Source organism: Nostoc sp. KVJ20 (assembly GCF_001712795.1).
Lineage (GTDB): Bacteria > Cyanobacteriota > Cyanobacteriia > Cyanobacteriales > Nostocaceae > Nostoc.
Genome location: NZ_KV757701.1, coordinates 1 through 23,731 on the forward strand (window position 1 = coordinate 1; position 23,731 = coordinate 23,731).

Genomic DNA, 23,731 nt, shown 5'->3' on the forward strand with positions numbered 1-23,731 from the left:
AAGTTACAAGCTTTTATTTTTGCTTACACTCTGCAACAAGCTTTTATTGACTAAGTTGCAAATGTTACTCTCTATTAAACTACACTGAACATTCCTAATGGCATTTTTATAGTGGTTGGAGTTCGTACAACCCTTATTTACTGTGCCTACACTTTCCATCTCCTCTTTTGTATTCTATTACCCGCAACTTGGGTTAATAGGGATTTTAAGTAATTGCAATATTAAATCTAGCAGACTAAAATCCGAGATATCTTGCAACTTGGGTTAATAGGGATTTTAAGTAATTGCAATGTAAAAAGTTAGTCAGGGGCAACGCATAGTAATTGCTTGCAACTTGGGTTAATAGGGATTTTAAGTAATTGCAATATGGGTCTAGCGTTGCTACGGATACAGCATTTACGCAACTTGGGTTAATAGGGATTTTAAGTAATTGCAATGGCTGGTATCTGAAAGCCTTGTGTTATTTGGTTTTCAAGGTTCGGTTGTGCGAATGCAAAAATCATAACACGAGGAATTGTGATTTGGCTAGAGGCAAATGGCTGAAAACTAGTCCCCATAAGGTGCGCGGATAGTTTAGAAATGCGATCGCTCTCAAGTTGTTGCAGATAAGCCAATTCAGCCATTTTTGTAGTTACCTCTTCCCCAACACCTACCCATCCGCGCATTTGGCGAAAAAAACTAATCCGATTGGAAAGCTACTTACTAGATATCCTACTCGATTAGGTTAGCTGAGTTCAGGGCTATAACTGATTTGGGCTACGCCTACGCAATACCAGCACCCCCATAACCAACTTTATTTGGCAACGTCTTCAAAGTCTGTTATCGCACAAGCAAATTCTCTAAAAGCTGTTTTAATCAGAACCTCTTTCGTTCCCCTTTCCAGCGAAGAATTGCGTATAAGGTCTGTTAATTCTATGAACAACAGAGAAAACATAAAACGATCTTGGCGGTCAACTTGTTTCAAGCAAGACGATATAAACTGATAAAGCTCTGTTTTTCGAGGTTTGGTTTGTTCTTCCCATATTTGTAACCCAAGTCGAAAAGTTCTCAAACGGATTTCATTGGTGTTGAAGGACGCGTCTTTGTAGCGGACTGATACGCGTTGGGGTATTTCCATGAGTTTTAGCTATACATATTCAATGTAAAGTAATTATTCACTTATATTTTGGCTCAACCGGAAAAATCTGATATTTTGCACCAATCCCAACAACCGCCATAGGTTAGAAACGAATTACTTGGCGGATTTACAGGGAGGTACACAATACTTTTCGGTTAAAGGGGAAAGGGTAAAGGGAAAGGGTTTAAATTTACCTTAACCCGTAAGCCCATTAACCTTTCCCCAGCCCAAAAGAGAGATTGTTGGGTTTATCTAAAAAGTATTGGGGAGGCACAGACCATTGGTGTCAACTTAACGCAAAAACTATGTCCTGCAAGGAACTGAAGTTCTAAGAATCATAGCGAAAGTCATCTGAAGATGACTAGATATCCCCAAAAATATTCAGTCTACTTCAGTAGACTTTAGCTATGAGCCAGAGAATTCATTCTCTGGCGGGTTATGAAGCCCGCAGCAAAACTATTTCTAGCTTAATACCGTTTCTTTGTGAAGCTGCATATAATTCACCCCCTCTAACTCCCCCTTGCAAAGGGGGAGAACCGGATATTTCCCCCCAATGCATCGGGGGGATTAAGGGGGGTAATTCGACTTGTGTGTACACCGTAGCCCAATGCATCGGGGAGACTACAGGGGGATATTATGATGTGCATCTTCATACAGAATTGGTATAAGTTGATACTAATTGGCACAGACGTGTGCTTCTACCATCATCAATTTAGAGGATGCCCCAGAAATGGAGTAAACCTTGACCAGAAAAAGCTTCAATCAAAATCGCAGATAGAAAACCAATCATCGCAAGACGACCATTCCAATTTTCACTCTGAGGGGTGAAACCAAAACGCACAGCATTAGGATCTTCTGAAACAATAGGCGCAGGATTCTTAAAACCTGTCATCAGTAAAACTCCAAATTTCAAGTGTTGTAGCAGTTGTAACCGTCTGTAAAGTAATGTAACAGATGTTTACAAAAATGCAATATTGAGTGGATGAAGAAAAGCTGAAGAAAAATCTGCTCAACGAAGAGGAATTGAGGCAAGGGGGATTTTCCCTATCCAGGTTTAGAGATGGCTGTCTCGGAAGCAGATCACATGACTCAGATTTTGCAAAACTTATTGGATCTAGCACGAGCAAGTCACAGTATGATGCCTTTACAACCTGAATTATAGCGATTCTCAATTTCGTGAAATACAGACCTAATCCCCAGCCCCTTCCCTGCGATCGCGTAGCGTCTCGTTGGCGCAGCCTCTCGTAGAGAAGAGAGGGAATGGGAGTAAGTATCAAAGCCTCTCTCCTTTTAGAAGCTACGGTGTACACACAAGTCTGAAACAGTTCACTCATCTGAGTTTAAGCGTAAGTTTTACCCCTCCCTAACCCTCCCCTTGGAAAGGGGAGGGAACTGTATTTCTAGTTTCCCCCCAATGCATCGGGGGGATTAAGGGGGGTAATTCGACTTGTGTGTACATGTAGCCTTTTAGAAGAGAGGTCAAAATGTATTGCATCCAAACCAGAAGCGCTATATTGCTACTCAATTAACTATTTTGTTTGCAGACATAGTATAGATGACAGAGAAATTTGAGCATCAGGTATGCAACGCTAAGTTGCCGTACTTTCACAGCCAGGTTATGGTAGCACTTTTATCTCACATTACCTGCTTTAGGAGCAAAATATGACAGCACATATCCTTTTGGTGGAAGATGAAGTCAAACTGGCGCGATTTGTCGAATTAGAGCTTAGTAGCGAAGGATACAAAGTAAGTGTAGCCCATGATGGCATTGCTGGTCTAACCCTGGCGCGAGACTCATCACCAGATTTAGCGATTCTGGATTGGATGCTACCAGGTTTGACGGGTTTGGAAATTTGTCGGCGTTTGCGAGCAACAGGCAGTACAGTACCAGTAATTTTGTTGACAGCAAAAGATGAAGTGAGCGATCGCGTGGCAGGATTAGATGCAGGAGCCGATGATTATGTAGTTAAGCCCTTCAGCATTGAGGAACTACTAGCTAGAATTCGCGCTCATCTCCGCCGCACGCAAGAAACAGACGAAGATGTGCTGCAATTTGAAGACTTAAGCTTAAATCGCCGCACCCGTGAAGTTTTTCGGACAAAACGAAGCATTGAGTTAACAGCAAAAGAGTTTGACTTATTAGAATATCTCCTTTCACATCCTCGTCAAGTGTTTACTAGAGACCAAATTTTAGAGAAAGTTTGGGGTTACGACTTTATGGGCGATTCTAATATTATTGAAGTCTATATTCGTTATTTGCGACTCAAGTTAGAAGAAAATAATGAAAAGCGTTTGATTCATACAGTCCGTGGTGTAGGCTATGCACTACGGGAGTAATCGTAATGACTTAGTGATTTCAATAAAAAGCAACATATTCAGGAGAAAACTCTGAGATGAGAGCAGTCGATTTAACAAGAACTGTTGGTAGTTAGTCAAAATCACAGTAACTATCCACTCGAATATCCCGCCAAATCTCAGAAATCTGCTACTCTGATTTGCCACAAGCTCGAAGTCACAGCGAAACACTTGTTCATTCAACCTCTTAGCTGAAGATAATTATGCTATCTAGTACCCAATCCCTGAACAGTGTCCTTGCGCCAGGAAATCTGCGTAAGATACATCACATTGCCCTCAACGTCAAGGATATGCAAGCTTCTCGCTACTTTTATGGCACAATTCTGGGTTTGCACGAACTCACAGGCGACGAAGTACCCGCAACCCTGGTGGAACTTGTCGCATCGGGAAAAGTAGCCAACTTCATCACCCCCGATGGTACAATTCTGGATTTATTTGGGGAACCAGAATTATCACCACCAAATCCAGATCCAGAAAAGACCTTCACCAGAGCGTATCATCTAGCCTTTGACATCGATCCGCAGTTATTTGAGCAAGCGGTGACAGTGATCAGAGAAAATAAAATAGCGATCGCACACGGCCCAGTTACTCGTCCGACTGGTAGAGGAGTGTATTTTTACGATCCAGATGGCTTTATGATTGAAATTCGTTGCGATCCAGAAGCTAGTTAACTTAAGGGTAATAACAAAAGTATCTACTATGACCGCTAAACTCACGCAAATATTTAAAGTAATTGAAGACACAATTACAAAACCGCCAATCCCACACGAACCATACAAGCAATCATTGAAAGCTTGGGCGATGTATTGTTTGCGAGACAAAGGTTTTATAGTCGCTTATGCTCAAAATGCCGACTTTGCCATTGAAAGAAAACGTGAAGAAAAGCTATATTTTAAAGTTTCAAATAGCCCTGATGATTTAGATGATTCTTTTAGCTGGATTGTTTGGGATAGTGCAACCAAAAGCGCCAGTCTCATTCCCCAAAAAATAGACTGATGCCAAAATAGTCATCAAATATTTCCCTGACTCCTGAATTCTGACTAACTATCTTTCTTCCCCAGACAATTGCTGCACAAATCTTTGATGTTCTGGCGAATTTAATCCCAACTGACACCTTAATTACGAATTACGAATTACGAATTAGTATTGGGTTTCTCAAACACCATTAAATGCTGTTGAGGTAACAAGTTTTTGGTTTCTCGCCAAACCAAACTAACTGCTTGCATTTCTTTGCGGACTTGCTTTTGAGTCATTTTGTGCAGACCTTTAATCATAATAAAAGGATTTTCGCCCCGATACTCAATCAACACTACCCGACCACCTGGTTTAAGTGCTTTCACAATTCCTTGCATCACTTCTTGGGGATACTCAAGTTCATGGTAAGCATCTACCATCAAGGCTAAATCGATACTTTCAGATGGTAAGTTAGGGTTACTAAGAGTTGCCAAAACAGGCTCAACATTGGTGATGTTTTTCTCTTTTTTGAACAACTCAATGATTTCTAACATTTCTGGCTGAACATCTACAGCCAATACTTTCCCATCTGTTAAAAATGGTGCGATGCGAAAGCTTAAGTAACCTGTACCAGCACCAATATCTGCTACTACATCGTTAGGTTTAAGGTTAAGGAGACTGACTATTTTACTTGGCTGTTCCTCTCCCTCTCGGCTGGGACGTTCTAACCAGCCTGCGCCTGTGTATCCCATAACTTTGGCAATTTCGCGCCCCATGTAATATTTACCGATACCATCTGGACTATGGATTATCCGTTGTTCGTAAACTGCGGTTGATGGAGAATCTGCTCTTGCTATGGCAGTTGGGTTAACCAGCAAGCATTCAACTATTAACAGGAAAATTACTATAAAAGGTAAGATTTTAAGCTTGTGGTTATAATTCATCCTTTTTTGGAGATTAACAAAATCTAAGTTTTACCCATTCATCTTAATTCTTGATGTGGATAAAATTACGGCGAATGCCAACTTGCTTCTTCCTAAAAACCACAAGCAAATTTAATTTATTAGTGATTTAACCTTAGAGGTTGTTTGAAAAGTAGTATGTTGTGATTTTAATCGAATTATTACCCCCCTTAGTCCCCCCTTATAAAGGGGGGAAACAATAAAATCTAGTTCCCTCACGCCACATGCTTCAAGTCGGCGAAGCCGCCCAACGCAGTGGCTCCCCTTTATAAGGGGAGGGCTAGGGTGGGGTAAAAAAATTTTATACATCAATCATGACTTTTCAAACATCCTCTTAGCGCGAAGCCCTGGAAGTGACTGATCTTTGCAAATTAGCTAGAGCGCGATTGTAATCCAAAATAGCTGTGATTCGATTACCTTCTGCTCTTGTCAGGTCATTTTCAGCTGCAATTACCTCTGTTTGAGTACCCACACCAGCTTGGAACCTGAGTCTTGCTAAATTCAAAGCTTCTCTGGCTTGATTTAAAGCCACACTAGAAGTTTGCACATTCTCTAAATTGGCTTGCAATTGAGAGTAAAACTGTTCGACATCAAAGCGGATTATATCGCGCTGGCTACCAAATTGACTCTCTGCGATCGCAATATTAGCTTTCGACTGAGCCGCCCTTGCTCTTGCTGCTCCCCCATCATACAAATTTAAATTTCCTTGAATTCCCACTGAATAGCCATCAGTAACGCTGACGCCATCATCAAACCGATCTGTCAAGTTGTAGTTACCTGTCAAACTAAGTTGCGGCCCCAACTGTGAAAGTGCTTGTCGTCGCTGTTGCTCACCAATGTTACGTTGTGCTAATTGCTGTTGCAGTTCTGGACGATTTTGAAAGGCTCTGACAATAGTTTCTTCAAGTGTTGGCTGCCAAAGACCCGCTAATTGTACTGGATCTGCCGCCGCGATATTAACTGATTGTGCCAAACTTAACCGAGTTGCTAACTGACGACGAGCAACTTGCTGGTCTGAGATAGCATTAGTCAGTAGTTGTTGGGCGTTTGCTAAATTCACCTGAGCTTGCAGCACATCGAACCGCGTACCTACTCCAGCCTGTTCTCTCGCTTGGGTATCGCGCAAACTAGCCTGGGCATTTTCCACAGCAGACCGATTAATTCGTACTTGTTCATCTGCTTCTTGCAAATCATAATATTCAGTCGTGACATTCAACTCGATTTCCAGAGATGTACTCTCAACATCTAACTCATCTACCCGTAGCTGTTCCTCTGCGGCTCGGATAGCACCTTGTCGGTTCCCAGAAGTATAGAGGTCATAATTCAGTTGTGCTGAACCATTGAAAGAGGTACTGGCTTGAGATGAATTGCTAGTAAAACCATTACCACTGTTAGTTAAACTACTATTGAGTCCAACAGTAGGAAGCAAGGCAGCTTGAGACTCGCGTAGGGATGAGCGACTGCGTTCTAGCTCTAATATGGCTACTTGTAAATCTCGATTGTTGCGTTTTGCTAGTTCTAAAGCTTGTGCCAAACTGATTGGCACAGTTCCCTGAATTTGTACTTCCTCCGGTTTGGTAGGAAATTGGAGAGGATTAGGATTAGGGTTGAGGTTATCGGGAACCTGTACAGGTCTTGAGGAATTTTGCGGTTTTGGGGGAGTTGCTGCACTTGCTAAAGTTGAAAAAAGAATAGCAATCGCTACGGGAATCCAGGTAGAATGCGCGAAGAATAAGCTGAAATTCATAATCTAGATGTAGTCATTAATTAGGCTTTTTTGAGGATAAATCAAAAGTTTTGATCCTGATTGACCTACAGAGATTTAAATCTTAAATTCCCCCTCCAAGGTGTAATCTTAACAAATTAGCCTACAATCAAGCCATCCTGAACTCGAATAATTCTTTTGGTTTGAGCCGCGATATCTGGCTCATGAGTGACGATAACAATTGTGATTCCTTGGTTATTAAGCTCTGTTAGCAAACTCATCACCTCATGGGAAGTTTCAGTATCTAAAGCCCCCGTTGGCTCGTCTGCCAAAACTAATGCAGGTCGGTTAACTAAAGCACGAGCGATCGCTACTCGTTGTTGTTGTCCCCCAGATAGTTGACTAGGACGGTTAGATGTGCGTCCCTCTAGTCCTACTTTTGCCAGAGCTTCTAATGCCCTTTCACGGCGTTTTGGTTTGGGTAGATTAGCATAAACCATTGGCAACATAACATTTTCCAGCGCTGTCGCCCGCGCCAATAGATTAAATTGTTGGAAAACAAAACCTATTCTTTGATTACGAATATAAGCTAATTCATCATCATCAAAAGTCGTCAGGTTTCTCCCTTCAAAAATATAGTCACCAGTTGTGGGACGATCCAAACATCCCAAAATATTCATCAACGTAGATTTTCCCGAACCTGACGCACCCATAATCGAGACATATTCTCCCTCCTCAATAGAGAGTTCAATTCCCTTAAGTATAGGAACACTAACTTCTCCCAAGTAGTAAGTTTTAGTAATAGATTCCATCCAGATCATTGTTGGCATAAATTGAGTAATGAGTAATGAGTAATGAGTAATGAGTAATGAGTAATGAATAATGAGTAATGAGTAATGAATAATGAGTAATGAATAATGAGTAATGAATGGTAAAGTGAGTAGTGAGAGTTCATTTATCCCTCTTCTGTCACTCTCCACGAGGGCATTGCTAGAAGCCTCATGAGGCTTCTAGCAATACAAGCTATACTATTAGAAAAAATTGGTCTTGTATTTGTTATTAGAAAAGAATCGCGCGTAGGCGTAGCCCGTCGTAGACATCGCTTGCTATACAAAAGCTCTAGATTTCAGAAATATTACTCATTACTCATTACTCATTACTCATTACTCATTACTCTTAGGCTTAGTCGCTTCTTAAAGCAGTAATTGGATCTAATTTAGATGCGTTCCGTGCTGGAATCACCCCAGCAACTAAGCCAACGCTCAATGAGAGTCCAAACCCAGCAATGATGGACAAGAAAGAAATGACAAAGGGAAATTTGAAAATATTTGCAGCAGTAAAGGCTAATACAATCCCAGTCGCCATACCAATAGTTCCACCAGCAATGGAAATTACGATCGCTTCGGCTAAAAATTGATTCAGGATTGCAGAATTAGTTGCCCCTACGGCTTTGCGAATCCCAATTTCTCGCGTCCGCTCAACTACGGAAACCAGCATAATGTTGGCAATACCAATTCCACCAACCACTAACGAAATTCCTGCGATCGCAACTACCATGACTGTAAATAAACCCACCACATTCGTGAAGGTACTAACAATATCAGCTTGATTGGTCAGCCGAAAATCATCAGCTTGCGGCGGATAAATGTTGTGACGCAACCGTAAGAGATTGGTGACTTGAAATTGAGCGGCTTCTAATTCTTCTTGATTCGCACCTTTGACTAAAATTCCATTTACAGAAACGCCTACCAAGGCATTATTCCCAACTAGTCTCTTCGACATACTAGTTAGAGGAATGAAAATCTGGTCATCTCGATCCATCGGCCCTTGAGAACCTTTAGGTTCCATCACCCCAATCACTTCGTAAGCCTCTCCCTGAATCCGAATTCTCTCGCCGATGACATTGGCATTCTGTCCGAAGAGTGTGTTTTGAACTGTGGGGCCAAGAATAGCTACCTGTGCGGCAGTATCTAATTCTTCCTGAGTGAAATATCTCCCTTGCTGGGGGTTGGTATTTCTGACTTCTGGGTAGTTCAAATCCGTGCCATAAATGGTTGTTGAAGTATTCTGTCCTGCATATACAACTTGGGCAGTCCGTTGGAGATAAGCAGAAACCATCTGTGCTGATGGCGCTTGTGTAGCGATCGCCTGTGCATCTTCCCAAGTCAAGGTGCTGCTAGAACCGACTCCTTGACGGACATTCCCGCTTCTTGCAGCACCCGCTAAGATTTGGATCACATCTGTACCCAATGCTTGTATCTGTTGTTCAACCCCCTTTTGCACTCCCTGACCAACAGAAGTAATCGCAATGACTGATGAAATTCCAATAATCACGCCCAACATCGTTAAACCTGTGCGTAATTTGTTACTCCACAGAGTCTCTGCCGCCATTGTCAAAATTTCTAACAACGGTACTGTGCGGGTATTCTTAGCTTTTTTAGAGCCGCTAAATATCTTAAACATAAGCTTTTATTTACAACTAACTTTAAGGTGAACCACCGCCACCACCTCCTCTTCCACCGCCACCGCCTCCTCTTCCACCACCACCGCCTCCTCCGCCTCCGCCTAGGCCAGGAAAAACTCCTCCTCGTGGTGTTGATTGTGGACGTGATCCTGGTGGGAAACTGAGTAATACTCTTTCGTCCCCTGTCAATCCAGACTTAACTTCGGTAAAGTTATTGGCAGTAACCCCAGTCTCGATGCGAGTGAATACAGGTTTGTTATCGGCTCCCGCCACAAACACACCTGTGGCATTTTGTTGGCGCACGACTGAGGCTGTTGGCACTACTAAAGCATTTTCAACTTGACCGACTTGAAAATCTACTTCCACATTCATCCCAGACCGGAGTAGCCTTTCCGGGTCTGAAAGTGATACTCTCACTTCAAAACTGGTGACGTTTTGCGCGACTATCGCTTGGGCGGCAATTTGGCTGACTTTACCTTCAAAGGTTTTTCCTGGGTAGGCATCTGCTTGAATCGAGACTTTTTGACCAATGCTGATTTTAGAAATATTTGTTTCCGCTAAACTGGCGACAATCTCATTTGTTGAAGCGAGAGACAAGATTGAAGATGAAGATGAAGAAGCGACTTCACTACTAGCAGTTGTGGGTGTCACGAAAGCACCGGGATCAGCAAACTTTTTTGTCACCACACCATCAAAAGGGGCGCGAATAATCGTGTCATTGATTTGAGCTTGGATGTTTTGCAGCGAACCACGAGCAGATGTTACCTGGGCGCGGGCTGCGTCAATATCTTCTTGGCGTGTACCCGCTTTCACGAGTGCCAAAGCTTGCTGTCTCTGCTTCACCACCGCTCGTGCTTGCTCGATGTCTTCTGGACGTGAACCGGCTTTTTGCAACCCCAGTGCTTGTTGTGCTTCATTTACTTGAGCTTGAGCGCTGTCACGAGTGGCACGGATTTGGTTAAGAGCCTGAAGGGAAATACCGCCTGCATTGTAAAGTTGCTGATTACGAACCAAATCATCTTCTGCTTGGCGAAGGGCGGCTTGAGCGCTTTGCAAGCGTGCCTGTGCTTGGGCAATATCTTGAGAGCGATTACCTGCTTGTACCTTTTGCAAATTTGCCTGGGCTTCGTCTAATACTCCTTGGGCTTGAGCAATATCTTGAGGGCGATTACCTGCGATCGCTTTTTGCAAATTAGCCTCGGCTTGTGCCAACTGTCCTTGAGCAGAGGTGAGTTGTCCCCGGAGGTTGGAATCATCCATGTAAGCGACAATCTGTCCTTGTTTGACAAGATCCCCTTCTTTCGCCAGCAGTGTTTTCAAGATACCGGAATTTTTCGGGCTGAGGTTAATTGACCGCTCAGGCTTCACCGTTCCGTTCGCTGAAACTGTCATTGTTAAACTCCGCCTTTGTACAGGTCTTGTTAGCACCCGACGACTGGCTTCTTGGCGGGAAACAACAGCTACTTGGTAATAAACTGCATAGCCAATTCCCCCCAAAAGGCAAAGAGCAATTAGCCAAGAGAGCCAATTACGTCTGCCCTTTTTTTTCTTTACCTCTGGAACCAAAACTGATGATGATGAATCTACTGTGTTTGATGTATCAATTTTCATATCCACTTTTTCTATAAAGAACGGCTACCGAGCTTGTTATTCACGGCTAAAACTATAGCCTGGTAGCCCTATACTGACAATGATTTTGAGTTTTTAGTGTTTTAAAGGTTTATTTGCAGTACCAATCCACTAGGAAGTCTGAAGAAATTATCACGGACTCTCACTAATCTTCTAGATGGAACAACTTCCTGATTAGGAAGAAGAATATCTCCGTTAGGAAGTCTGTAATAACCTTGATTACGCAGTCTGACTATGGATCTAGCAGGAATAATTTGCCCATTGGGATATCTGATATCACCATTACCAAGTCTGACTACTCTGCTATAGGGTTGGTTGTTACGGTTCCAATTGTCCCTGTCTCTAGAGTTTCTGATTTCTCCAGGATAGGGTCTGCCGTCACGGTTCCAATTGTCCCTGTCTCTAGAGTTTCTGACTTCTACAGGATAGGGTCTGCCGTTACGGTTCCAATTGTCCCTGTCTCTAGAGTTTCTGACTTCTACAGGATAGGGTCTGCCGTTACGGTTCCAATTACCCCTGTCTCTAGAGTTTCTTCTGCCGTCGCGATCCCAATTTTGATTGCGATCGCTAACAACATAGACTTTCGTCTGGGCATTTGCAGGCGCAGTCAACAGAGTGGGAGCAATGATCAAAGCAGCAGTAGCTAAAACTATCGATACACGGTTTGGTTTCAACATGGAATTAACTCCTAATTGGCATTAAACTTCTATTCTGCTGAGGTTTGAATTCAGCAATCTTAGACAGTTGCTTTTGTTTGAACATCAAAGTGTTTAATATTTACCTCATCGTATAAATTCATACATTATAATTATCGATCAAAAAGTCCAAACCTATGTATGACGAAAGTCACTAGTAATTCCAGGCTGAGGTATGACGAAAGTCATCAGTTTTTTTAATGGGGATTGGGGATTGGGGACTGGGGATTGGGGATTGGGGATTGGGTATAAATTGTTTTTATTATGGGGATGTCAAGAACTAATAACTTCAGGAAGCAGGAGGAACCCATGCTTTTAAGCCAACTAAAGTTTGTGTTGATACTTCTGCCTCCTACATCCTGCCTTTGTTTGTAAGATTTTGCTGCCGTCAACAGCGGAGATCGTTTAAGCTAGCTGAAAGATTCTTTGATTAGTGGCTTAAAGGCGGTAATGTGCCTAAACATGTTCGTTTGATTTCTTTTCTAATGGTTTGTAGTTTGTGGAGTATGCCAAAAGCCGCTAACGCGCAGGCATTAATACCCCATACACTGCAATTAGATCCGACAAAGTTAGAGAAGCAGGGGTTGAGCTTGGCGCAAGAGGCGGCTCAACTAGCTCAGTTTCAACAGGTTGAACTAGCTTTGCCACGAGCGCGGCTGGCTAGTCAGCTGGCTCCTGGGAATGATAAAGTGTGGTTGCTTTTAGGTGGATTGCAACTGCAAACTAAAGAGTTTGACGCAGCGATCGCTAGCCTAAAAAAAGCCCAATCTATCAACCCTAAAAATGGTGATATTTTGTTTGCTTTAGGTTCAGCTAATTTTCAGCAGAAAAATTACCAAGCAGCTCTTGTCAATTACCAAGAGGGTTTGAAGTTAAAACCCAATGATCCAGAGGGGTTATTTAATTTGGGTAATGCTTACTTTATGCTGGGTCGATTGCCTGATGCGATCGCACAGTACAATACAGCAGTCTCTAAAGATAAAAAATTCTGGCCAGCGCTCAACAATATTGGCTTAATCAACTACGAACAGGGTGATATCCCCGGAGCGATTAAGCAATGGCAATCTGCTGTCACCATTGACAAACAAGCCGCAGAACCTTTATTGGCCTTGGCAGTGGCACTCTATACTAAAGGCGATCGTCAACAAGGACTAACTTTGGGAGAAACTGCACTCCGGATCGATTCGCGCTATGCTAATTTGGATTTCCTCAAAGAAAATCTCTGGGGCGATCGCTTACTGTCTGATACGAAAAAATTCCTAGAATTACCCCGTATTCAAGCAGCCCTACAGCAACCAGCAAACTCATCATCAACCCCTGGGCAACAGCCTACTCAATAGGAGTGGGGAGTGGGGAGTGGGGAGCAGGGGAGCAGGGGAGCAGGGGGCAAAGAGGTAATTTTTTATTCTCCCCATTTCTCATTCCCCATTCCCCATTCCCCATTCCCCATTCCCCACTTGCCTAAAAGTATCTTTTCGTAGTACATATATACTAACTAAATACGGGAAATAGTTGCCCAAAAATATTGGCGGGCAAGTATTCCTGAAATTAAGTCGTTAATTCCCAGTGTTAGTCTGTCGGTAGAAGTGCGATGATTTGGTCAACAAACTGTTGATGGTCAACAACTGGCTTAGAAATGTAGCCGTCAGCACCGCTTTGCTTGAGAAAGTTTTCGCGATCGCCTTCCATAGCATGTGCCGTAACCAAAATTACAGGCAAGTTTGCTGTTTTCGGATCAGATTTCAACATTTGTGTAATTTTGATTCCATCAACAGACTTGCCTTGGTAAACACTTCTGGACAGAGAAACATCCATCAAAATCAGGTCGGCTTCTCCTGATTGGGCAATTTTTATAACTTCTTCGACATTTTCAGTGTGTTTTACACCCAAGCCGCCACGCTTGGACAAAATTTTGGAAAAAACACGAGCATTAATTAGATCGTCTTCGACAATTAAAACAGTTTTCATGAGAATTTTAGTTATAGAGGTGAGGAGATTCAAGAATTCCAGAATTCAAAATTAAGAAATGCAATCATTGTAAGTATCATGGCTACTAAGTTTATGTAGATTATACTCGTGTGCATCCTTTTTAACTGGTCGCGGTGATAGTAAGTATTCGAGCGTCGGAGTACCCTGCTATACCTATATGTTAGGGGCAGCAGGAACGCCGCTCCGAGACTGGGTACTGAGGACTAAGAAAACATTCCAAAATCTAGGAGAGGTCAGAGCAAATTCCATAATTTTTCTGCTGATTACCCAATCCCTAATCCCCAGTCCCCAGTCCCCAGTCCCCAATCCCCCATCCCTTTTACATCCTCGTCATCAAGGATGATACTACTGCCTTTTCTTCTGCGACTATCAAAATTTTGTTATGAATCCTATTTGATCCGTTATGCTGTGGTTGCCGCAGTGTTGAGTTCCATCGGCTTTTGTGTAATTAAATTTCAGGGAAAAAACTCATGGCAAAACAGTTAAACCTTCTCTCAACGGGACAGGTAATTCCAACAGCCCTGCACACCGAGATGCAACGGTCTTATCTAGAATATGCCATGAGCGTGATTGTCGGGCGAGCGCTACCAGACGTGCGTGATGGCTTAAAACCAGTGCATCGCCGCATTTTGTATGCAATGCACGAACTTGGTTTAGTACCAGATAGACCCTATCGAAAATGTGCCCGTGTAGTGGGTGATGTGTTGGGTAAATACCATCCCCACGGCGACCAATCAGTTTACGATGCCTTAGTGAGGCTGGTACAGGATTTTTCTAGCCGCTATCCTTTGCTGGCAGGACACGGGAACTTTGGCAGTGTCGATAATGACCCGCCAGCGGCGATGCGCTACACAGAAACGCGCCTCGCACCGATCAGTCATGAGGGAATGCTGACAGAAATTGGCGAAGAAACTGTGGAATTTGTCGGGAACTTCGATAATTCCCAACAAGAACCAACGGTTTTACCTGCTCAGTTGCCGTTTCTGTTGCTCAATGGCTGTTCTGGTATTGCCGTAGGAATGGCAACGAATGTACCACCCCACAATTTGGGGGAAGTTGTCGATGGGTTAATTGCCTTAATCGACAATCCAGAATTGCCAGATGAAAAATTATTCGAGTTAATTCCAGGGCCAGATTTTCCCACTGGTGGAGAAATAATTGGTGAGACGGGAATTCGGGAAGCATACACCACAGGTAAAGGTGGAATTTTGCTACGGGGAGTCGCGACTCTAGAGGAAATTCCAGCCAGTCGGGGAAGCAAGCGCCGGACGGCAATTATCATTACAGAATTGCCTTATCAAGTGAATAAGGCTGCCTGGATTGAGAAGGTAGCGGACTTAGTAAATCAAGGACGTTTGCAAGGAATTTCTGATCTTCGGGATGAGAGCGATCGCGAAGGGATGCGGGTGGTAATTGAACTCAAACGCGACACCAATCCCCAAGAAGTTCTCCAGCATTTGTATCACCAAACTGCTTTACAAATGACTTTTGGGGCTATTCTCCTCGCAATAGTAGATGGACAACCCCGCCAATTAAGTTTGCGTCAACTGTTGCAGGAGTTTTTGAGTTTCCGAGAAGAGACGCTGAACCGTCGCTACAATTACGAGTTGGGTAAAGCTCAAAGTCGTGTGCATTTGGTGGAAGGTTTGCTGAAAGCGCTGTCTAATTTGGATGAGGTAATTCAAATTTTGCGCCAAGCTCCCGATGGCAGTACGGCAAAAATTAATCTTTGTAGCCAACTGGATTTGAGTGAGGTACAAGGAGATGCAATTCTGGCTATGCCGTTGCGCCGCCTCACCAGTTTAGAACAGCAAAATTTGCAGCAGGAATTTGAGCAAATCAGCGAACAAATTAGTTTATTGGAGCAATTGCTGAACGATCGCCGCGAATTACTCAAGGCGCTGAAAAAAGATTTGCGATCGCTCAAGCGCAAATATAACGATCCCCGGCGGACGAAAATTGGGGAGGAGCAAAAGTCTAGGGCGGAGGAGCAGAAGGGCAGAGGAGCAGAGGGGCAGAGGAGCAGAGGGGCAGAGGAGGAGGAATTTAAATCTTCTGAACCAGTAGAGGAAGCAGTTTTAGAATTTACCCAACGGGGTTATGTCCGCCGCACTCAGCCATCTGGGAGAAAGTCAAAAGCTGAAAATGGTCTGCACGATAATGACTTCATTATCCAAACTGTGTTGACCGACACGGGGAAAGACTTGCTGATACTAACTGGTAGCGGCAAAGTCTACCCGGTGAATGTGGGAGAAATTCCCCCAACCACTGGACGTTCTCCACGGGGAAAACCTTTGATTACTATGCTCAGTAGTACTGCTCAAAGCGCTCAAGAAGATGTGGTCAGCCGCTTTTTGCTGCCGGAAAATCTTGAAACTAGGCAGATGATTCTTTTAACAAAACAGGGAAGAATTAAACGTCTGTCTCTGGGAGAATTTACTAACTTAACTCGGCGCGGAATCACGATTTTGAAGCTCAAAGACGATGATGAATTGTCATTTACTCAGTTCACCGCTCCAGGGGCGCATCTAATTTTAGCTAGTTCCGGTGGGCGAATGTTGCGCTTTGCAGCCAATGATGAACAATTACCGATCATGGGTCGCACAGCGATGGGTTTACAAGCATTTCGGTTATTGAAAAATCAGCAAATGGTTGGCTGTGTCACTGTCGGTAAAGATGACCAATTACTCTTAGTTACTCAAGAAGGATATGCCAAACGGATGGCTGCGAGTCAGTTGAGAGCGGCTAATCGCGGCGATTTAGGTACGCAAGCGCTGAAATTTGCCAGCAAAACTGACAACTTAGCTGGTATGGTCATAGCGATTGCATCTGGCGAGGTAGCCTTAGTGACGAATAAGGAACGGGTAGTGCGGATACCTGTGGACACAGTGCCGCTTTTAGGTAGAGATGTCAAAGGTGAAAGTATCCTCCAACTCAACCGTGATGAAAAAATTATCACTGTGGCTGAAGTGCGATCGTAAATTAGGCTGATCTTCAACTTGCGACAAGCAACTTGCAGGATTTAGAGGCGCTGATCCAACTTCGTCTCGAACTCCTGCGGGAGGCTGGCGATATTAAAGGTGATGGTAAACGCGTCTACGAGAAGCCTAGTTTTGTATCGGCTTCAAAAGAAATGGAAATTGTCTAGTACTGACTTAAGCTATCAATAATTTCTTATCTTAAAATAACAAACTCTATTGAAAATCAAGCAATTTAAATAAACTATTTGATAAATAGTATCAATAAGATGATACCGTTTATAACGGTAAAATTCTAGATAACACTTCTTTTACCTCAGTAAATCTTACTGAAGACAGATGCTTTTATTTGTATAAATAGCTATTCCTATTTATGTCACGGTATGGAAACAAAAGTATAAAAAATGTTGCTTTTCTCAAAATATTTGTTATATTAGTTTACATAAGGCAATAAACCTTAAAAATTAAATTTGGAGTTCAGACCATGACAAATGCAAGCACTACAAAAGTAACTACTCCTGTAATTGAAGATCGCAACGCTTGGCGTTGGGGCTTTACCCCACAAGCAGAAATTTGGAACGGTCGTTTGGCAATGATTGGTTTTTCAGCAGCTATTTTGGTTGAAGTCTTTTCTGGTCAAGGTTTCCTACACTTTTGGGGCATCCTGTAAGTTTTAATATCTAAGATGACCTATAAATAAAAAAACCTGGAGTGCCAATTCACTACCAGGTTTTTTATTTTTTTGTTATTAGTCAGTTGTCATTTGTCCTTCGTTTATTTACTAATGACCAATGACTAATGACCAATGACTAATTGACTACCGAATATATTCTTTGAGAACGCTGTTGCGGTTTGGATGGCGTAACTTGCGGAGTGCTTTTGCCTCGATTTGACGAATCCGTTCGCGGGTAACGTTGAAAATCTGTCCGATTTCCTCAAGGGTCTTCATCCGACCATCATCCAAGCCGTAACGCAGTCTGAGAACATCGCGTTCACGTGGGCTGAGACTGTCGAGGACTTTTTCAAGGTCTTCGCGCAGAAGATTTTTGGAAACTTGGTCTTCTGGTGTCTCACCATCGGATTCAATAAAATCGCCCAATCGAGAATCTTCTTCTTTACCAATAGGCGTTTCTAATGAAATTGGTAACTGGGCAGATTTAGCAATGAAGCGCAACTTCTCAATGGTCATTTCCATGCGAGTCGCGATTTCTTCTTCAGTAGGTTTGCGACCCATCTCTTGAGATAGTAACTTGGTAGTTTTCTTAATCCGAGAGATGGTTTCGTAAAGGTGAACTGGAAGACGAATTGTGCGAGATTGATCTGCGATCGCACGGGTAATTGCTTGACGAATCCACCATGTAGCGTATGTAGAAAATTTATAACCTTTTTCGTGGTCAAACTTTTCAGCGGCACGAATCAAACCGAGACTGCCTTCCTGAATTAAGTCCTGGAACGACAAACCACGATTCATGTACTTCTTAGCAATTGAAACTACAAGACGGAGGTTAGATTGCACCATCTTGTCTTTCGCCCGACGACCAACATGGAGGCGATAACGAAAGGCTGGTAGTGGCAGTTGTACTGCTTCTGCCCATTCACTATCTCGAGGATCGCGATCTAATTGCTCACAGAGTCTTTCGCGGACTCTCTCTAATTCCAGCAAATCGGCTATTTTCCGCGCCAATTCAATTTCTTCGTCTGCCCGCAACAGACGAATTCTACCAATTTCTTGCAAGTAAAGCCGAATTGAATCTTCGGTATAGTGCTTTTTCTTGCTTTGTGTCCGACGACGCGATTTAGCGGCTTTTCCAGACTTTGCGTCGTCCTCATCAGACTGAGGCTCTAAAAATTCCTCGTCACCTTCATCGATGATCAGCAAGTCCTCTTCATCGTCTATTAAGAGTTCTTCTAACTCGAGCTCAGGCTGATTTATTATTTCTAGGTCAGGCTGATATATGCTTTCGAGTACGTTGTTAGCCTGGTTCATGCCGCGTTCCTCATGCTCCTTGCAGAATCAATTACTCAAGATGTGTTTACTGCTCTTTATAAACGAGCTAGTTATCAATCGAAAATACGCTTTTTGGCAAATTTGCCAGAGATATTTTCGGACATTTTACACCTCCGTTAGGAGGGGTTTTTACTTTAGTTTAAGCAACTACTAAAGGTGATTTGCTCACTTTAGTAAATGTTATATGTGTTGCTATCACATACTGCTTTTAACTAACTGGTCAAAAAAAAGACTCGCCCTTATCAAAAAATTTGCCACTCTATACAAATGAGTTCAGACTATTGGCATATTTTCCTATAAAGACTCTTCCGATTGTAGCCTGTTTCACAGAAATTGCACTCTTTTTGTGTATTAATCATGAATTCATTAAGCAACTGTTAGCCACGTTCACCAAAAAGACATTAAAAACGGGATTTATACCCTGAAATTTTTTCTCCACTTTTCGGAATTACAGTGACGTTCTTATTACATTACGAAGTAAGTACGCTTGCTTTTGCCGGATTTCATGTATTTTACACAACATTAATTACTGAGGAAGAGTGCATTTTATGTTAACTCAGACTATTCGTCTTAACCTACCCATTTTTACATTTCCTTCATAAATTACGCATTCCTTAGACTAAAGAGGGTCTTGTCGTTGGGTAAATACAACAAGTGTGGTGGTGCTTGCCTTAAACCAGTTAACCTTCTACTTACTCATTACCTTAACTGAGGAGTTGAGGTAGTGGCAAAATCGACCGATAGGAGATCAATTTAGGTTTAACTAATTCGGTCTTATTCACACGTTAGCGCACTGTGGCGATTTCAGCCCTATGAAACTTGACAAACTCTTCTTATTGTATACAAGGATATTTTAATCAATTCAAAAACAATTTGTCCTGTGAATTAGCCAATATAGTCCTAATCTTAGGCAAAAGTACATTAGATACATACGATACAATAGCGATCGCCACAGCACCACATGAAGATATTAACAAGTTTTCAGCTTTATGGTGTGTGCTTTCACTAGCCATCAACTCGAACACAGAGAACCCAGAAGATTGCCTGATAATTTAGTTACAAAGTTGTTTTGCGTAACTTAATTGTAAATTTAAATACTTTTATTTCAGTGATTTTCTGTCATCTTATGATGATAAATCCTCAAAATACTTATTAATTGCTGTTTGATAGATGATATTCAGTTATTTTCTTATGAGGATAACAAATGTGTTTCTAGCTGGTGGGCGAAATTAATCGGCGAGTCAGAGCAAAGAGTATTATCTTGGCTAAGTTTCCAATAAAATTGGTAGTTTTGCTCACACTCGAACAGTCATTGTTTATAAAGTATTGACAAGAAGCAACTTATATGTTTTTTGATTAGCTAATAAATTTAGAATTTTTGTTATTATTTAGTGCTGACTTACCACTTGTGTGACAAGTCAACCTAAATTTTTAATTGATTATTAGCGTCTAGTTGAAAATCAGGATGGCTTTCAAACCTACTCCTAACGAAAACTGGAAACTATGAGCAATGTTTGAATTACTATGGTGTAGCGGTAGTGTTTAGACTTGCAGCAAAATTAGGTGGCAGAAGTACCTGATCAACTACATGAACAATGCCGTTGCTAGCTGGGATATCTGGCTGAGTCACTTTAGCGTTATTGACTGTAATTGAGTTGCTAGCACGATCAACCGTTACTTTCACGGTATTACCCTCAACTGTTTTAACTTCTCCAGATGTCAATTGCTGAGAGGTAGTTCCCCCAGGGACGACATGGTAGGCCAGAAGCCTGACTAATTGTTGTTTGTTTGCTGGCTGCAAGAGTTGGTCTAGAGTAGCTTTCGGTAAAGCAGAGAAAGCGGCGTCAGTCGGTGCAAATACTGTGTAAGGGCCTGGTGTAGACAATTGTTCAGTTAAACCAGCAGCTTGCACTGCTTGGATGAGAGTTTTAAACTGTCCTTGACTAGCTGCGGATGTTGCCAGTTCTGCTAAATTTCGGTTGTTAGTGGTGGTAGTAGGAGTTGGCGTAACGGGAGGAACAGTTGTTATGGGGGTTTCGGCAACGGGAGGGACGGTTGCAGTGGGAGTTTCTGTGACAGGTTGAGCGCAGGCAGACAGAGCAACCAAGCTGCCTATGCCAATAATATTGAACAATGCTTTTTCTACTATGCCTTTGCTCGCTTTCATAGCTTTGTGTAGAATCCTGTTAAATAGGGGATCATTAACAATAGTTAATGAATTTATGGATATAGTCACTCCTCTAACGACATAGTTTGTAGTATTAAAAATTATTAATCTAAAAGATTTATATATTTCATGGTTTGTCATCAGCCAAAAGAGGTAGTCTTTATAGTATTTTGGATATAAAATTTTTAGTAAAGATTTGTTCTGGGAATGTCAATCAAGACTTTAAAGCTAAAGATCCCCGATTTCTCAAAGAAATCGGGGATCTTGTTTTTTAGGAATGATTTAGGACTGCTGATATTAGATATCTAGATCGGTGAAGTTGAGTTTAGAACCATAGGTTTCGATAAATTCTCGTCTGGGTGCGACCCGATCGCCCATTAAAATTGTGAAGATGCGATCAGCTTCAGCGGCATCCTCAATTTCGACTTGCTTCATTTTACGAGTTTCTGGGTTCATGGTGGTGTCCCAGAGTTGTTGTGGCATCATTTCACCCAAACCTTTGAAGCGTTGGATGGTGTAGTTGGCGTTAGCCGGGAATTTGGCGATCGCTTGATTTTTTTCGCGATCGCTATAGCAATACTCATGATTACGTCCCCGTTCTACTTTAAACAGTGGGGGACAAGCAATATAAATAAAGCCTTGTTCGATGAGTGCCCGTTGATATCGATAGAAGAATGTTAACAACAAAGTCCGGATGTGCGCTCCATCTACGTCAGCATCCGTCATGATGACTATGCGGTGATAACGCAGTTGAGTGGAATCAAATTCATCACCTTTAACACCTAAACCAAGTGCTGTAATTAACGATTGAACTTCGTTATTTTTATAGATTTTAGCGTCGTCGGTTTTTTCAATGTTGAGAATTTTACCACGTAGAGGCAAGATTGCTTGAGTGCGGCGATCGCGTCCTTGTTTTGCACTCCCACCTGCTGAGTCCCCTTCCACGATGAATATCTCAGATTCGCTGGGGTCGCGAGAACTACAATCGGCTAATTTACCAGGTAATGGCGAAGATTCCAGCACCGATTTGCGGCGAACTAATTCCCGTGCATGACGCGCTGCTTCTGCGGCTTTGAAAGCTTGGATAGCTTTATCTAAAATTGAGTCGGCTATAGCAGGATGGAACTCTAGATACTCGGTGAGGACTTCTCCCACCAAAGAATCGACAATTCCCCGTACTTCGGTATTACCGAGTTTGGTTTTGGTTTGTCCTTCAAATTCTGGATCTGGGACTTTAACCGAAATTACCGCAGTCAAACCTTCGCGGACGTGTTCGCCACTGAGGTTAGGTTCATTATCTTTAATTTTATTGCGCTTGCGGGCGATCGCATTTAATGTCCGAGTCAGAACCGCTTTTAACCCTTCTAAGTGCGTACCACCATCAACGGTGCGAATATTGTTAGCAAAACCTAGCACATTATCTGTGTAAGCATCAGTACACCATTGCAGTGAAACTTCTACTTGTACGTTGTTGCGTTCCCCCTGCACATAGATAATTTCTTCATGTAGAGGCTGCTTCTCACGGTTCATGTAGGCGATATATTCTTTAATACCACCCTTGTAATTGTAGGATTCTACTTTCGGTGTATCGCTTTTTAGTAATTCTAAACGGTGGTCAGTAAAGGTAATTTTGACACCTGCATTCAGATACGCCAATTCCCGTAGGCGACCTGATAAAGTGATGTAATCAAACTCAATGCTAGTAGTAAAGATTTGGATATCTGGTTTAAAGGTAACAGAAGTTCCAGTTCTAGCTTCTTTGTAAGGTTTGGTTTGCAGTTCACTAACTGGGATACCGCGTTCATAGCGCTGAAGATGAACTTTTTTATCTCGCCAAACGGTAACTTCTACAACTTCAGATAAGGCATTGACAACAGAAATACCAACCCCGTGTAATCCTCCAGAAACTTTATAGCCACCGCCGCCAAACTTACCACCGGCGTGCAGTACTGTCATCACGGTTTCCAAAGCCGATTTCCCGGTGCGCGAGTGAGTATCGACGGGAATACCGCGACCATCATCTGTTACAGTCACAGAACCATCAGCGTTGATATCCACCTCTATATGAGTGCAATGACCCGCCAAAGCCTCATCGATTGAATTGTCCACCACCTCGTAAACTAAATGGTGGAGTCCTCGCGGCCCAGTGGTACCGATGTACATTCCTGGTCTTTTGCGGACGGCTTCCAGACCTTCCAGAACTTGAATCTGATCGGCACTGTAACTGCTCGTCATGTAAACTCTCCTGATGCGTGGGGTTGAACTCGCCAAAAGGCGAATAAAAGTAAAAACACTCCAAAATTGTAACACAAAAGCCTTGCTGGCGTCTGTAGGGCATTTTCAAGAGAAGTTTATACTGGGGTTGCACTACCGTGGAAGAGGGGTAAGGGAGCAGAGGGGCAGGGGAGCAGGGGGAGATGAGGAAGCAGGGGAGGATTATTGAACAATTTTATTCCTTATGCCCAATGCCCAATGCCCAATGCCCCATAACAAATGACTAATGACTAATGACTAATGACTAAATTAATTGTGATTTGTGGGGCGACGGCAACAGGTAAGTCTGGTTTGGCTTTGGCTTTGGCGATGCGGTTGGGTTCTGTGATTCTCAGTGCGGATTCTCGTCAAGTTTATCGTGAGTTTGATATTGGGACGGCGAAACCAACTGTGGCTGAACAAAAATTGGTGCAGCACTATTTAATAGATATCTG

General features: G+C 42.7%; 21 protein-coding genes and 1 CRISPR repeat array. Of the genes, 9 read left to right on the forward strand and 12 right to left on the reverse strand.

The annotated features are described in order from the left end of the window. Positions 1–183 precede the first annotated feature (183 nt). Positions 184–437: a CRISPR direct-repeat array (repeat unit 37 nt; unit sequence GCAACTTGGGTTAATAGGGATTTTAAGTAATTGCAAT). Positions 438–793: 356 nt separating this feature from the next. Then, positions 794–1,117 carry a hypothetical protein gene (locus A4S05_RS29665; RefSeq protein WP_069073361.1) on the reverse strand — a complete coding sequence of 108 codons (324 nt, stop codon included), beginning with the start codon at positions 1,115–1,117 and terminating at the stop codon, positions 794–796. Positions 1,118–1,829: 712 nt separating this feature from the next. Next, entirely contained in the window at positions 1,830–2,009 is a 180-nt protein-coding gene (locus tag A4S05_RS29670; protein ID WP_012407782.1) for a chlorophyll a/b-binding protein, read from the reverse strand. A 770-nt stretch (positions 2,010–2,779) separates the two neighbouring features. Between A4S05_RS29670 and A4S05_RS29675 the strand changes: the two genes are divergently transcribed. The 3 genes from A4S05_RS29675 (at position 2,780) to A4S05_RS29685 (ending at position 4,468) form a co-directional block, all read left to right on the forward strand. Continuing rightward, complete coding sequence (locus A4S05_RS29675; RefSeq protein WP_069073362.1) at positions 2,780–3,454, forward strand: response regulator transcription factor; 675 nt, start codon at positions 2,780–2,782, stop codon at positions 3,452–3,454. A gap of 221 nt (positions 3,455–3,675) precedes the next feature. Further along, complete coding sequence (locus tag A4S05_RS29680; RefSeq protein ID WP_069073363.1) at positions 3,676–4,143, forward strand: VOC family protein; 468 nt, start codon at positions 3,676–3,678, stop codon at positions 4,141–4,143. 28 nt (positions 4,144–4,171) lie between these two features. After that, complete coding sequence (locus A4S05_RS29685) at positions 4,172–4,468, forward strand: hypothetical protein (protein ID WP_069073364.1); 297 nt, start codon at positions 4,172–4,174, stop codon at positions 4,466–4,468. Positions 4,469–4,605: 137 nt separating this feature from the next. Here A4S05_RS29685 and A4S05_RS29690 read toward each other — a convergent pair whose 3' ends face one another. The 6 genes from A4S05_RS29690 to A4S05_RS29715 form a co-directional block, all read right to left on the reverse strand. Beyond that, a complete protein-coding gene (locus tag A4S05_RS29690) occupies positions 4,606–5,370 on the reverse strand; it encodes a class I SAM-dependent methyltransferase (RefSeq protein WP_069073365.1) in 765 nt (254 codons plus the stop codon). Between the two features lie 352 nt (positions 5,371–5,722). After that, positions 5,723–7,135 (reverse strand): TolC family protein, encoded by a 1,413-nt coding sequence (locus tag A4S05_RS29695; protein WP_069073366.1) that lies wholly within the window; start codon positions 7,133–7,135, stop codon positions 5,723–5,725. Between the two features lie 116 nt (positions 7,136–7,251). Beyond that, on the reverse strand, positions 7,252–7,923 hold the full coding sequence (locus A4S05_RS29700) for an ABC transporter ATP-binding protein (RefSeq protein ID WP_069073367.1): 672 nt from the start codon (positions 7,921–7,923) through the stop codon (positions 7,252–7,254). Between the two features lie 352 nt (positions 7,924–8,275). Beyond that, the gene (locus tag A4S05_RS29705) at positions 8,276–9,556 is read right to left on the reverse strand and encodes an ABC transporter permease (RefSeq protein WP_069073368.1); all 1,281 of its coding nucleotides are present in this window, start codon (positions 9,554–9,556) and stop codon (positions 8,276–8,278) included. Between the two features lie 22 nt (positions 9,557–9,578). Beyond that, on the reverse strand, positions 9,579–11,168 hold the full coding sequence (locus tag A4S05_RS29710) for an efflux RND transporter periplasmic adaptor subunit (protein ID WP_069073369.1): 1,590 nt from the start codon (positions 11,166–11,168) through the stop codon (positions 9,579–9,581). 101 nt (positions 11,169–11,269) lie between these two features. After that, a complete protein-coding gene (locus A4S05_RS29715) occupies positions 11,270–11,863 on the reverse strand; it encodes a hypothetical protein (RefSeq protein ID WP_069073370.1) in 594 nt (197 codons plus the stop codon). 470 nt (positions 11,864–12,333) lie between these two features. Between A4S05_RS29715 and A4S05_RS29720 the strand changes: the two genes are divergently transcribed. Beyond that, positions 12,334–13,221: a tetratricopeptide repeat protein gene (locus A4S05_RS29720; protein WP_069073371.1), complete on the forward strand. Its 888-nt coding sequence runs from the start codon at positions 12,334–12,336 to the stop codon at positions 13,219–13,221. 229 nt (positions 13,222–13,450) lie between these two features. Here the strand turns inward: A4S05_RS29720 and A4S05_RS29725 are convergent, their stop codons facing one another. After that, positions 13,451–13,849, reverse strand: a complete 399-nt coding sequence (locus A4S05_RS29725; RefSeq protein ID WP_069073372.1) for a response regulator — start codon at positions 13,847–13,849, stop codon at positions 13,451–13,453. A gap of 491 nt (positions 13,850–14,340) precedes the next feature. Here A4S05_RS29725 and gyrA point away from each other — a divergent pair, with 491 nt between their 5' ends. From gyrA to A4S05_RS29735, 3 genes are all read left to right on the forward strand, one after another. Further along, on the forward strand, positions 14,341–16,851 hold the full coding sequence (gyrA, locus tag A4S05_RS29730) for a DNA gyrase subunit A (protein WP_069073373.1): 2,511 nt from the start codon (positions 14,341–14,343) through the stop codon (positions 16,849–16,851). Positions 16,852–16,883: 32 nt separating this feature from the next. Then, on the forward strand, positions 16,884–17,018 hold the full coding sequence (locus tag A4S05_RS43745; protein ID WP_256091249.1) for a hypothetical protein: 135 nt from the start codon (positions 16,884–16,886) through the stop codon (positions 17,016–17,018). Between the two features lie 314 nt (positions 17,019–17,332). After that, positions 17,333–17,518: a chlorophyll a/b-binding protein gene (locus A4S05_RS29735; RefSeq protein ID WP_069073374.1), complete on the forward strand. Its 186-nt coding sequence runs from the start codon at positions 17,333–17,335 to the stop codon at positions 17,516–17,518. Between the two features lie 147 nt (positions 17,519–17,665). On the opposite strand, the gene rpoD is transcribed toward A4S05_RS29735, so the two are convergent. Continuing rightward, entirely contained in the window at positions 17,666–18,835 is a 1,170-nt protein-coding gene (rpoD, locus tag A4S05_RS29740; protein ID WP_069073375.1) for an RNA polymerase sigma factor RpoD, read from the reverse strand. Positions 18,836–19,729: 894 nt separating this feature from the next. Here rpoD and A4S05_RS40740 point away from each other — a divergent pair. Further along, the gene (locus A4S05_RS40740; RefSeq protein WP_141699837.1) at positions 19,730–19,912 is read left to right on the forward strand and encodes a hypothetical protein; all 183 of its coding nucleotides are present in this window, start codon (positions 19,730–19,732) and stop codon (positions 19,910–19,912) included. 466 nt (positions 19,913–20,378) lie between these two features. On the opposite strand, the gene A4S05_RS29745 is transcribed toward A4S05_RS40740, so the two are convergent. Together A4S05_RS29745 and gyrB are read right to left on the reverse strand one after the other, a co-directional pair. Continuing rightward, a complete protein-coding gene (locus tag A4S05_RS29745) occupies positions 20,379–21,023 on the reverse strand; it encodes a fasciclin domain-containing protein (RefSeq protein ID WP_069073376.1) in 645 nt (214 codons plus the stop codon). Positions 21,024–21,320: 297 nt separating this feature from the next. Next, the gene (gene gyrB, locus A4S05_RS29750) at positions 21,321–23,258 is read right to left on the reverse strand and encodes a DNA topoisomerase (ATP-hydrolyzing) subunit B (protein ID WP_069073377.1); all 1,938 of its coding nucleotides are present in this window, start codon (positions 23,256–23,258) and stop codon (positions 21,321–21,323) included. A 279-nt stretch (positions 23,259–23,537) separates the two neighbouring features. On the opposite strand from gyrB, the gene A4S05_RS29760 reads away from it, so the two are divergent. Continuing rightward, a partial coding sequence (locus tag A4S05_RS29760; protein WP_305121599.1) for an isopentenyl transferase family protein occupies positions 23,538–23,731 on the forward strand: 194 nt, incomplete at its 3' end.